This window comes from Caulobacter sp. FV2ye17ST, from assembly GCF_058680955.1.
Window position 1 is genome coordinate 3,917,501 of the sequence record NZ_CM178727.1, and the last position, 11,657, is coordinate 3,929,157.

An 11,657-nucleotide genomic window follows, 5' to 3' on the forward strand; every position below is an offset into this window, starting at 1 on the left:
GGCGGCGATGCCCGGAGCGGCGCTTCTAAAGAGGCGACACTCCGAAGTCAACCAACTCGTTTCGAACTTTTCGAAACCCGGAAAACCGGGAAACGAAGCGCAAAAGGATGGACCAGGGCCGCCTAGGCTTCCCTCGTGTGTCCATCACCGAGTCGATTGGAGCGCGGAAACTAACGAAGCGACCCGGGCGATGCAAGCGCCCTTTCGGGGCCGCGCCGTCCGGCCGCGATGCGGTTCCGAGCGAGGGGCGGATTTAGTCCCGCGCCCCGCTCATGGCAAGCCCTTCGTGACGATATAACGACGCTTTCTGGGAAGCTTGCTTAATGCTGGCTTTCCGGAAGCCGGACCACCAGACCGTCCAGCGCGTCGCTCACCTTGATCTGGCAGGACAGACGGCTGTTGGGCTCGACGTTCTCGGCGAAGTCGAGCATCGACTCCTCCATGGCCGACTTGTCGCCCGTCTTGGAAAGCCAGGCGTCGTCGACATAGACGTGACAGGTGGCGCAGGCGCAGGCGCCGCCGCAATCGGCGTCGATACCCGGCACGTTGTTCTTCACCGCGCCCTCCATGACGGTCAGGCCCGCCTTGACGTCGATGACGTGCTCGGCGCCGTCGTGCTCGATATAGGTGATCTTGGCCATGCGGTGTCCTTGAGTTCCCCTTTGGGCGGCTTTCAGGCCGCCACGTCCTTCATTGATATCGTCGGATCGGTGAGCTTTTCCACCGAGACCGGCGTGCGTTTGGCGATCAATTGCTTGCCCGCCATGAATTCGGGCGGCGCATTGACCGCCTCGACAGCCTGGATCAGGTCGCCCTTCATATGGAAGACGGCGAACTTCGCCGCCGCCACGTCGCCGCGCACCACGATACGGTCGGCGTCGAACGGCAGGCCGGCGATCTGCAGCTTCAGGTCATACTGATCCGACCAGAACCACGGCACCTCAGGGAGCGGACCCGGGCGGCCGACAATGGCGGCGGCGGCCTGCTTGGCCTGCTCCAGCGCATTGGGCACGCTCTCCAGCCGGAACTGGCGCTCATAGAGCGGCAGCGGACGATGGCTGACGTCGCCGATCGCGAAGATCCGCGCGTCTTTCGTCCGGGCCTCCAGGTCGACGACCACGCCATTGGCGCAGTCGAGACCCGCGTCCTTGGCCAGATCGTCATTGGGGATGGCCCCGACCCCGACCAGGACGGCGTCGCACGCGACGATCCTGCCATCGGAGAAGCGCACCCCGGTCACCCGGCCATTCTCGCCCTCGAAAGCCTCGACGCCGGCATTGAGCTCGAAGGCCACACCCCGCGCCGTGTGATAGTCCTGAAAGAACGTCGAGAGCACAGGACAGGCGACCCGCGCCAGAACCCGCGCCTCGCGCTCGATGATCATGGCGTGCGCGCCGAGCGCGCGGGCCGAGGCCGCCGCTTCAAGGCCCACATAGCCGCCGCCGACCACGGCCAGGCGCTTGTCAGGACCCAGGGCGTTCTTGAGCAACTCGGCGTCGGCCGCCGTGCGCAGGGCCAGGACGCCGGCCAGATCGGCGCCGGGGATCGGCAGCATGCGGGCGCGGGCGCCGGTGGCCAGGATCAGATAGTCATAAGGACAGGTCTCGCCCGACGCGAGATGGACGACCCGTTCGACACGGTCGATGCGGGTGACGACGCCGCCCAGTCGCAGGGAGACGCCATTGTCGGCGTACCACTCGGCGGGCTTGAGGGAGAGAGAGTCGGCGTCGGCCTCGCCCTTGAGCCAGCCCTTGGACAGCGGCGGACGCTGATAGGGCAACAGGGGCTCGTCGCCGATCATCACGATCGGACCGGTATGGCCGTACTGGCGCAGGAAGGCCGCGGCGGAACCGCCGGCATGGCCGGCTCCGACGATAACCACGCGCGCGTTAAGATCGCCCGACTCAGATGCGTTCAAGACGCGCCCTCCCTTTCGTCAAAAATGACGGCGGCGTCACCTTTTGGCAAGCGCCTTACGTGGAAGACTCGACAGCGAGCGCGTCAGACGACGCGCTCGACCATCATCTTCTTGATCTCGGCGATCGCCTTGGCCGGGTTCAGGCCCTTGGGGCAGACCTGGGCGCAGTTCATGATCGTGTGGCAGCGATAGAGCTTGAACGGGTCCTCGAGCTGGTCGAGGCGGTCGCCGGTCGCTTCGTCGCGGCTGTCGATCAGCCACCGATAGGCGTGCAGCAGGGCCGCCGGGCCCAAATACTTGTCGCCGTTCCACCAGTAGCTGGGGCACGAGGTCGAACAGCAGGCGCACAGGATGCACTCGTAAAGGCCGTCCAGCTTCAGGCGGTCTTCCGGGCTTTGCTTCCACTCGGTCTGCGGCTCGGGCGTGTCGGTGTGCAGCCAGGGCTCGACCGAGGCGTACTGCGCGTAGAACAGGGTCAGGTCCGGGATCAAGTCCTTGACCACCGGCGCGTGCGGCAGCGGAGCGATCTGCACGGCCTTGCCGGGCACTTCGGCCCAGCCGTGCGTGCAGGCCAGGGTGTTGCGGCCGCCGATGTTCATCGAGCAGGAGCCGCAGACCCCTTCCCGGCACGACCGGCGGAAGGCCAGGCTCGAGTCGATATTGTTCTTGATATAGAGCAGGGCGTCCAGGACCATCGGCCCGACCGCTTCCATATCGACGTCGTACGTGTCCCAGCGCGGATTGCCGCCCGCCTCGGGATCGTAGCGATAGATCTTGAAGGTCTTGACCTTCGTGGCTCCGGCGGGCGCCGGCCAGTGCTTGCCGGCCTTGACCTGGGAGTTCTTGGGAAGCGTCAGCTCGACCATCGGACCCTCAATAAACCCGTGCTTTAGGCGGGATGTAGGCGATGTCGTCGGACATCGTGTAGCTGTGCACCGGGCGGTAATCGATCTTCACCTTGCCGGTGTCGACGTCGAGCCAGGCCAGGGTGTGTTTCATCCACTCGCCGTCATTGCGATCGCCGAAGTCTTCGCGGGCGTGGGCGCCGCGGCTTTCGGTGCGGTTGACCGCGCCGGCCACCGTCACGACGGCCTGACCGATCAGGTTGTCGAACTCCAGGGTCTCCATCAGGTCGGTGTTCCACACCAGACCGCGATCGCTGACCTTGATGTCCTTGGCCTTCTCCCAGACGTTCGCCAGGCGCTGGGCGCCGCCGTCCAGGGTTTCGCCAGTGCGGAACACGGCGGCGTCTTCCTGCATGGCCTTCTGCATCTCCAGACGCAGGGCGGCCGTGCCCTGGGTTCCGTTGGCATTGCGATAGCGGTCGAAGCGCGCCAGGTGGGCGTCGGTATTGGCGTTCTTCAGCTCCGGCTGGGTGGCCATGGGCTTGAGGATCTCGGCGCAGCGCAGGGCGGCCGCGCGACCGAACACGACCAGGTCGATCAGCGAGTTGGAGCCCAGGCGGTTGGCGCCGTGCACCGAAACGCAGGCCGCCTCGCCCACGGCCATCAGGCCGGGGATCACCTGGTCAGGGTTTTCGCCCGACTTGGTGACGACTTCGCCGTGATAGTTCGTCGGGATGCCGCCCATGTTGTAGTGGACGGTCGGCAGCACGGGGATCGGCGCCTTGGTGACGTCGACGCCGGCGAAGACCTTGGCGGTCTCGGAGATGCCGGGCAGGCGCTCGTGCAGGATCTTCGGATCCAGGTGATCCAGGTGCAGGAAGATGTGGTCCTTGTTGGGACCCACGCCGCGACCTTCGCGGATCTCGATGGTCATGGCCCGGCTGACCATGTCGCGCGGGGCCAGGTCCTTCACGGACGGCGCATAGCGCTCCATGAAGCGCTCGCCTTCCGAGTTGGTCAGGTAGCCGCCTTCGCCGCGGGCGCCTTCGGTGATCAGGCAGCCGGCGCCGTAGATGCCGGTGGGGTGGAACTGCACGAATTCCATGTCCTGCAGCGGCAGGCCGGCGCGCAGCGCCATGGCGTTGCCGTCGCCCGTGCAGGTGTGGGCCGAGGTGGCCGAGAAGTAGGCGCGACCGTAGCCGCCGGTGGCCAGGATCACCATCTGGGCCTGGAACCGGTGCAGGGTGCCGTCGTCCAGCTTCCAGGCGGTGACGCCCCGGCAGACGCCGTCTTCCATGATCAGGTCGAGGGCGAAGTACTCGATGAAGAACTCGGTGTCGTGGGCCAGGGACTGGCCGTACATCGTGTGCAGCATGGCGTGACCGGTGCGGTCGGCCGCCGCGCAGGTGCGCTGGATCGGGCCTTCGCCATAGTTCTTGGTCATGCCGCCAAAGGCGCGCTGATAGATCTTGCCCTCGGCCGTGCGCGAGAAGGGCACGCCCCAGTGCTCGAGCTCATAGACGGCGGCCGGCGCATTGCGGGTCAGGTACTCGATGGCGTCCTGGTCGCCCAACCAGTCCGACCCCTTGACGGTGTCGTACATGTGCCAGCGCCAGTCATCCTGGCCCATATTGCCCAGCGAGGCCGAGATGCCGCCCTGGGCCGCCACGGTGTGGCTGCGGGTCGGGAACACCTTGGTGACGCAGGCGGTCTTCAGGCCCGCCTGGGCGCAGCCGAGCGCGGCGCGGAGGCCCGAGCCGCCGGCGCCGACGACGACGACGTCGAACTTGTGGTCGATGAACTTGTAGGCCGACATCAGAAGGCTCCGGTGAGGGCGACCTTCAGGATCGAGAAGACCCCGAGGAAGCCGCTAAGCACGCAGACGAAGATATTGAGAATGACCAGGGCGCTCTTGGTCGTGAACTTTTGGATGTAGTCCTCGATCACGACCTGGACCGCGCCCTGCAGATGGATCAGGGCGGCGACCAGCAGCAGGGCCAGCAGCACGGCGTTCAGCGGCGTGGCCAGCCACAGGGCGGCGCCCTCGAAATCACCGGCGGCCAGCTTGAGGCCGGCGAATACGCCCCACAACGACAGCGGGATCAGGGCGATGCCCGAGACGCGCTCGGTCATGAAGTGGCTGACGCCATGGCGGGCGGCGCCCATGCCGCGCGCGCGCGACAGCGGCGTGCGGAAACGCTCCGACTTGATCTCGGCCATTATTGCAGCGCTCCCGTGGCGGCGGCGATCACCCAGGTGACGATGGTGGCGACCACCGCGAAGGCGATCGCGGTCGCGCCCGTCAGGTCGGCGGTCTTCGGCGCAAAACCGATGCCGGCGTCCCAGAAGGTCTGGCGGATCGCATAGGCGATGTTGAAGAACAGGGCGAAGGTCAGGCCCAGCAGGACCAGCTTGCCCAGCAGCGAACCCATCACCGAGGTGTAGAGCGCGTAGCTGTCATGGCCCGAGGCCAGGGCCAGGGCCCACAGCGCCAGCAGGACAGCGCCGGCATAGAGGCCGATCACGCAGCCGCGGTGCAGGATCGAGCACGCCATGGTGATATGCCACCGCCACACTTGAAGGTGCGGCGACATCGGGCGCTCAGGCAGCCCCCGGCTCGTGTCGGTCATGAGAGGTCCAACCCCAGTAGCCTTTGTGCGTTGCGGGATGCTTTTAAGCGCGAGGACGGGGGTGTCAACGAAACCACCATAGTTGAGAAACGTTCTCAGCGCCGTTGCCGGCTTTCTGACGGCAGTTACGGACCCGGACGCCGCAAGGATGCATCATCCGCCGCCGCGCGAAACACCGTCAGGGCCAGATGCTGCAGCAGCATGATGGTCTTGGCGTCCTGGATGCGTCCGTCGGTGATCATGGCCAGGGCCTCGTCGATGGTGGGCTCCAGCACCTCGATGTCCTCGCCCTCATCCGGGTGGCCGCCGCCCTCGCCGATCCGCATGGCGCTGTCATACTCGGCCACGAAGAAATGCAGGGTCTCGGTGACCGAGCCCGGGCTCATGAAGGCCTCGAACACCTTGCGGACCTCGCCGAGCCGATAGCCCAGTTCCTCCTCGACCTCGGCCCGGATGCGCACCTCCGGCTCGGCGTCGTCAAGCAGGCCGGCGGCCGCCTCGATCAGCAGGTCGTCATGGCCGTTCACATAGGCCGGATAGCGAAACTGCCGGACCAGCAGCACCGTGCGGGCGGCCAGGTTGTACGGCAGCAGAACCGCGCCATTGCCTCGATCATAGGTCTCGCGGCTCTGGGTCTGCCAGGTTCCGTCGCGGCGCTTCCAGTCGAAGGTGGTCGTCTTCAGGACGTACCAGTTGTCGGAAAGCAGGCGCTCCTCGCGGATCCTGATGCGGTCCTTGACGCTCATGGCAGTCTCCTAGAGCGGTATTCGGCGAAGTGGATACCGGTTCGCCGCCGAAATAACGCGTCAAAACAAGAATCTAGAGCAAACGACATGATGCAATCATGGCGACCTTTGCTCTAGTCCCGCACCCGGGCCACATAGTCGGCTGAACGCATCTCCTGCAGGCGCGAGACCGTCCGCTCGAACTCGAACGCCCCGTCGCCTGCCGGATAGAGGGCCTCAGGCTCAGCCTCCGCCAGGGCCACCAGCTTGGCGTCAGCCTCGTAGAGGGCGTCGATCAGGGTGTTGAAGCGCTTGGCCGCGTCGCGCCGCTCGGGCGTCAGGCGCGGGATGTCCTCCAGGAACACCGTGTGAAAACGCTCGGCCAGGGCCAGATAGTCCTGGGGCCCCAGCGCCTGCTGGCACAGGCTGGCGAAGGACGACCGCAGCATGCCCCCGGCGGCGCGCGGCAGGCGGATCTGGCGGCCCAGCACCTCAAGATTGGCGCCGGTCTCGGCTGCGCCGTCCAGCATGTCGGCCCACAGCCGCTCGAACTCGGCCTGACAGGCCCTGTCGTTGGGCGACAGCCAAGTGCGGGCGGCCCGCAGGCGGTCCAGCCGGAAATCCACCGGTCCCCGCACGGCCACGACATCCAGCGCGCCCTTCAGCATCTCGATGAAGGGCACGAACAGCTGGCGGTTCAGTCCGTCCTTGTAGAGGTCATCCGGCGGACGGTTTGACGTCGCCACCAGGGTGACGCCATGAGCGAACAGACCCTCGAACAGACGCCCCAGGATCATGGCGTCGGCGATATCGGTGACCTGCAGCTCGTCGAAGCACAGAAGGCGCGCCTGGCCGGCGATCAGCTCGGCGGTCGGGACGATCGGATCATCGCCCTTGTGCTGCCCGAACCGCGCCTTGCGCTGGGCCGCGTCGCCCTTGCGCCAGGCGTCGATATGGCCATGGACCTCGGCCATGAAGGCGTGGAAGTGGATGCGCCGCTTGCGGGTGACGGGGGCGCTGTCGAAGAACAGGTCCATCAGCATGGACTTGCCGCGCCCGACCGGTCCCCAGAGATAGACGCCCCGCTGGCTCTTGGGCTTGCGGCCAAACAGCGAGAAGCTGGGCTCGCCCGCCGAATCCAGATCTGCCTCCAGCCGCGACAGGGCGTCGACGGCGGCGGCCTGGGCCACATCGGGCTTGATCTCGCCCTGGGCCAGGCGCTCGCGATAGGCGGTGCGTAGAGATGTCGGCATCGGGACTGCGGTTAGCGCGGGAGCGGCTTCGGGGAAAGGGCCTGGCCGCAGATGGTGGGGTTCAGCGGCAGAAAGCCGCTGACGCGAGGGTGTAGCTTGCTCCCCGCCCCTGCCAGATTTCCCCGAAGTCGAAACCGGCGTCGTCACTGAAGACCACCAGGATGCGTCCGCGATCCGGCGCGATGATATTGCGAACCTGGACGCCGTCGACCGCGCCGCGCCGCTCGATCATCGCCACCTCGCCCGGACAGCCGGCCAGCGGCGCACTGAAGGACCAGGCGCCCAGCGCCGCATAGCCGATGGCGGGATCGCCCTTCCACATCAGGTCGGTCGAGGCGGGACTCACCAGACGGCGAGCCAGCAGGGCCTGATCAAATCGCACCAGATCCTCCGGGGCGCCCACCAGGGCGCCGCCCGCGCCAAAGGTGGCCAGATTGACGGGCGGAAGCGGCGCGCCGTTGAGGTTGGCGATCACGGGCCGCTCGTTGGCCTTCGCCATGCGCAGGGATTTCAGCCCGAGCGGCCCCGCGATCCGGTCAGCCAGCAGGCGCGGATAGCTCTGGCCCGTGACGGATTCCAGAACGCTGGCCAGCACGATGGTGTCGCAGTTGTTGTATTCGAAGCGGGTCTCGGGCGCCCGCTTGACGGGTCCGGCGCAGAAGGTCACCGCGTCGTCGCGTTCAACGCCCGCCTCGCGTCGAAGATAGAAGGCCGGAACGCCGTCAGTCTGTGGCGTGTCCTCGGGATTGGCCAGCCCAGACGTGTGGCGCAGCAGTTGCCGGATCGTCACCCCGCCTATGGTCGGCGTCGGATAGACCTTCCAGCGCTTGGCGATCAGGTCGTCGAGCGCGAGTTCGCCCCGATCCACCCCGGTCATGGTGATGGCCGCGGCGACCTGCTTGCTGACCGAGCCCCAGGGCCAGATCGGTGCGTCGCCATAGGCCCCGGCCCGCTCATCGGACAGTATGCGCGTCGGGTCAGCCACCAGAACTCGCCCCGTCAGCTTGGGACCACCCGACAGGGTCAGCGCCGCCAGAGGGCCTGAGTCGGTCCTGACCGGCTGCGCCAGCGCCGCGCCGCCCAGCGCGAGGACGCCGACAGCCAGCGCCGCGCCCCAGCGGATGGAGCCTGGCCTCAGGAGCCTCACGCCCCCAGATCCTTGCGCACGAAGCGGTAGGTTTCGCGCTTTTCGCAGGCGCAGGCTCGCATCTGGCCGTCCTTGGTCCACCAGACCATCAGCGGCCAGGCGAACTTGACGCCATTGTCCTTCATCAGCGGGACCAGCTTCTCGACATTGGCGCGGCCGGCCTCGATCACCGCCGTTCGGGCGATGTCGCCATCGGCGGGCTTGATCCCCGGCGCGGTCCAGGCCTCGACCGGGGTGTCGTCCCACCGTTCGGCCAGGGCCCAACTGCGATTGACCCACAGCTCGGCCACTGTGGCGCGCTCCACCGGGGTGGACTTGGCGGCGCCGTTGTGGTCGGCGCGGGCGATCTCGATCACCCGGGTGTCGACACCGGCGGCGTGCAGCTTCGGAAGCTCCTCGGCCTTGAAGCGCGCGCAGTCGGGGCAGGTGCGGGAGCTGACCATGTAGAATTTCGGGCCGGCCAGACCGGGCGACACCCAGCCCGACTCCTGCAGGATCTTGGCGATTTCGGCCTGGTGCTTGGTGATGGTCTTGGGCCGCCAGCGCAGCTCGAGGTTCCAGTAGCCATAGGCGCCCGCCGCGATCAGGGCCACCACCAGCAGGGCGACAAGCCCGCGCATCACATTCTTCACGTCCCGCACTCCCATGATCCCGATGCTAAGCTCAACCACCCCGCGTCGGGCGTCAATTTTCCTGACATTGTCCGCGCCGGCGCCTAAGCTTGGCGGATGGTCAACGCTCCAGAGGCGCGTCCGGCGCCCAGACCCTCGCACATCGTCGACACGCTCATCGCAGAGCGTGCGCCCCGGCTGACAGCTTCGCTGCTCTGGCCCCTGCTTCGCCCGCCGCTCTACGGCCTGCTGGGGTATGGCCGGGCCCGACGGATGGCCGACACCATCGCCGGAATCGGCGGCCGCGCGGCGCTGGACCACGTCTCGGCCCTGCTGGACCTGAAGGTGTCGGTCGCGGGGCTTTCGAACATGCCCGCGACCGGCCGGGCGGTCGTCGTGGCCAATCACCCGACCGGCATCGCCGACGGGGTGGCCGTGTACGACGCGCTCAAACAGGTCCGGCCGGACATCGTCTTCTACGCCAATGCCGACGCCCATCGCGTGTGCCGCCAGTTCGACGAGGTGCTGATCCCGGTCGAATGGGTCGAGGAAAAGCGCAGCCGCGAGCGCATGCGCCTGACCCTGTCGATGACCCGCGACGCCCTGGAAGCCGAACGCGCCCTGATGATCTTCCCGGCCGGTCGGCTGGCGGTAAAGGACGAGGGCGGCCTGCTGACCGATCCGCCCTGGGCCGCCTCGGCTGTCTCCATCGCCCGCAAGTATGAGGCTCCGATCATCCCGATCCATGTCGCCGGCCCGTGGTCGACCCTGTTCCATCTGTTCGACAGGCGCTCGCAGGAGCTGCGCGACATCACCCTGTTCCACGAACTCCTGAACAAGACCGGCCGCAAATTCGAGCTCGTGATCGGCAAGCCCATCGATCCCGCGTCCCTGGCCGCCGATACGGGGGAAGCCACGACCGACCTGAAGCGCTATGTGGAGCGGGTCCTGCCAAAGCACCCCGAAGGCGCCCTGACTTGAGCTCTCTCCAACTCGCTGACGAGGCCGCCACCCAGGACCTGGGCCGCACCCTGGCCCGCGCCCTTCAGCCCGGCGACGCCCTCTGCCTGACCGGACCGCTGGGGGCCGGCAAGTCGACCCTGGCCCGCGCCCTGATCCGCGCCCTGACCACGCCCGACGAAGAGGTCCCCAGCCCGACCTTCACCCTCGTGCAGTTCTACGAGACAGCCGATTTCCCCCTGGCCCATTTCGACCTCTACCGCCTGTCGGATCCTGACGAGGCCTACGAGATCGGCCTCGATGAAGCCCTCGACAGCGGCGTCGCGCTGATTGAATGGCCGCAGAGACTGGAAGGGCGTTTGCCGCCGACTCGGCTCGATATAGACATCGCCCTCGACGGCGACGCGCGACGCGTCACCATCACCCGGCATGGCGGATTTGAAGGACGAACCCTTGAGTTCTGAGCGCCCCCCAATTCCCGACAGAGAGACGGCCAAGGCCGCGTTCCTGTCGGCCCATGGCTATGGCGACGTTCGCCGCGAAAGCCTGGGCGGCGACGCCTCGACCCGCAGCTATGAGCGCCTGCACCGTGATGGTGGCGTCAGCTTCATCTTCATGGACCAGCCGCCCTCGGTCGAGACCGCGCCGTGCCCGCCGGACGCGACGCCCGCCGAACGCGCCGCGCTGGGCTACAACGCCTTGGCCCGCCTGGCCGCCGGCCGGGTGGACGCCTTCGTCGCCTGTGCCGGCTGGCTGAACGCTCAAGGGCTTTCCGCCCCAAAGGTGCTGGCCGCCGATCCGGCCGCCGGCCTGGCGGTTCTGGAAGACCTGGGCGATGACCTCTATGCCCGCCTGATCGAGACCGGGACCGACGAGGCCCCGCTCTATGACGCCGCCATCGACGGGCTGCTGGCGATCCATGCCGCGCCGGCTCCGGGCATGCTGGACTTCGACGGCTCGACCTGGCCGCTGCTGGCCTATGACGATCTGGCCCTGAAGACGGCCCACGACATCTTCGTGGAGTGGCAGCCGCAGTTTCGCTCCGTGACCTTCGACGCCGCCGCCCTGGCGGACTGGGAAGCGATCTGGGCTCCGATCCGCAGTCTTGGCGAGGCCGGGGCCACGGTCTTCTGCCATCGCGACTATCACGCCGAGAACCTGATCTGGCTGCCGGAGCGCGAAGGCGCGGCGCGGGTCGGAATGCTGGACTTCCAGGACGCCGTCCTGGCCCACCCGGCCTGGGACCTGTCGATGTTGCTGCACGACGCCCGCCGCACCGTGTCGCCCGAGCGCGAGGCCGCTTGCCTGGATCGCTATCTGGCCGCCCGCCCGGACCTGGATCGCACCGCCTTCCTGGCCGATTATCACGCCTTGGGCGCGCTCAACATCATCCGCATCCTGGGCATCTTCGCCCGGCTGGTGACCCGTGACGGCAAGCCGCGCTATGCCGACTTCATTCCCAGGCTCTGGACCTATCTCGACGTCTGTTTCGCCGATCCGGCGCTGAAGGACCTGAAGGCCTGGTTTGACGCCCACGTTCCGGCGGAGGCTCGCCGATGAGCGCGCCC

General features: G+C 67.3%; 13 protein-coding genes. 3 read left to right on the forward strand and 10 right to left on the reverse strand.

Translation table 11 applies throughout. The features are described from left to right. Window positions 1-320: 320 nt before the first annotated feature. The 10 genes from ACW17V_RS18850 to ACW17V_RS18895 all read right to left on the reverse strand — a co-directional run bounded on the left by ACW17V_RS18850 (window position 321) and on the right by ACW17V_RS18895 (window position 9,138). The gene (locus ACW17V_RS18850) at window positions 321-641 is read right to left on the reverse strand and encodes a 2Fe-2S iron-sulfur cluster-binding protein (RefSeq protein ID WP_419253742.1); all 321 of its coding nucleotides are present in this window, start codon (window positions 639-641) and stop codon (window positions 321-323) included. A gap of 32 nt (window positions 642-673) precedes the next feature. Further along, on the reverse strand, window positions 674-1,918 hold the full coding sequence (locus ACW17V_RS18855; protein ID WP_492106566.1) for an NAD(P)/FAD-dependent oxidoreductase: 1,245 nt from the start codon (window positions 1,916-1,918) through the stop codon (window positions 674-676). A gap of 83 nt (window positions 1,919-2,001) precedes the next feature. Next, entirely contained in the window at window positions 2,002-2,784 is a 783-nt protein-coding gene (locus ACW17V_RS18860; RefSeq protein WP_492106567.1) for a succinate dehydrogenase iron-sulfur subunit, read from the reverse strand. 7 nt (window positions 2,785-2,791) lie between these two features. Beyond that, on the reverse strand, window positions 2,792-4,579 hold the full coding sequence (gene sdhA / locus ACW17V_RS18865; RefSeq protein WP_492106568.1) for a succinate dehydrogenase flavoprotein subunit: 1,788 nt from the start codon (window positions 4,577-4,579) through the stop codon (window positions 2,792-2,794). Then, window positions 4,579-4,983, reverse strand: coding sequence for a succinate dehydrogenase, hydrophobic membrane anchor protein (gene sdhD / locus ACW17V_RS18870; protein ID WP_492106569.1), 405 nt, complete (start codon window positions 4,981-4,983; stop codon window positions 4,579-4,581). Before sdhD ends, sdhA begins: the two co-directional genes overlap by 1 nt. Then, window positions 4,983-5,393 carry a succinate dehydrogenase, cytochrome b556 subunit gene (gene sdhC / locus ACW17V_RS18875; RefSeq protein WP_492106570.1) on the reverse strand — a complete coding sequence of 137 codons (411 nt, stop codon included), beginning with the start codon at window positions 5,391-5,393 and terminating at the stop codon, window positions 4,983-4,985. The genes sdhD and sdhC overlap by 1 nt, the downstream gene beginning before the upstream one ends. Window positions 5,394-5,518: 125 nt before the next feature. Further along, window positions 5,519-6,139, reverse strand: coding sequence for a GDP-mannose pyrophosphatase (locus ACW17V_RS18880; protein ID WP_492106571.1), 621 nt, complete (start codon window positions 6,137-6,139; stop codon window positions 5,519-5,521). A gap of 113 nt (window positions 6,140-6,252) precedes the next feature. Further along, window positions 6,253-7,371: a cell division protein ZapE gene (zapE, locus tag ACW17V_RS18885; RefSeq protein WP_492106572.1), complete on the reverse strand. Its 1,119-nt coding sequence runs from the start codon at window positions 7,369-7,371 to the stop codon at window positions 6,253-6,255. Window positions 7,372-7,432: 61 nt separating this feature from the next. Then, complete coding sequence (locus ACW17V_RS18890) at window positions 7,433-8,518, reverse strand: serine hydrolase domain-containing protein (protein WP_492106573.1); 1,086 nt, start codon at window positions 8,516-8,518, stop codon at window positions 7,433-7,435. Beyond that, entirely contained in the window at window positions 8,515-9,138 is a 624-nt protein-coding gene (locus ACW17V_RS18895) for a hypothetical protein (protein ID WP_492106574.1), read from the reverse strand. Before ACW17V_RS18895 ends, ACW17V_RS18890 begins: the two co-directional genes overlap by 4 nt. A gap of 108 nt (window positions 9,139-9,246) precedes the next feature. Between ACW17V_RS18895 and ACW17V_RS18900 the strand changes: the two genes are divergently transcribed. From ACW17V_RS18900 to amgK, 3 genes are read left to right on the forward strand one after another with little or no spacing between them, the layout of a single operon-like run. Further along, window positions 9,247-10,110 (forward strand): 1-acyl-sn-glycerol-3-phosphate acyltransferase, encoded by an 864-nt coding sequence (locus ACW17V_RS18900; protein WP_492106575.1) that lies wholly within the window; start codon window positions 9,247-9,249, stop codon window positions 10,108-10,110. After that, complete coding sequence (tsaE, locus tag ACW17V_RS18905; RefSeq protein WP_492106576.1) at window positions 10,107-10,553, forward strand: tRNA (adenosine(37)-N6)-threonylcarbamoyltransferase complex ATPase subunit type 1 TsaE; 447 nt, start codon at window positions 10,107-10,109, stop codon at window positions 10,551-10,553. Before ACW17V_RS18900 ends, tsaE begins: the two co-directional genes overlap by 4 nt. Continuing rightward, complete coding sequence (amgK, locus tag ACW17V_RS18910; RefSeq protein ID WP_492106577.1) at window positions 10,519-11,649, forward strand: N-acetylmuramate/N-acetylglucosamine kinase AmgK; 1,131 nt, start codon at window positions 10,519-10,521, stop codon at window positions 11,647-11,649. Before tsaE ends, amgK begins: the two co-directional genes overlap by 35 nt. Window positions 11,650-11,657: the final 8 nt, after the last annotated feature.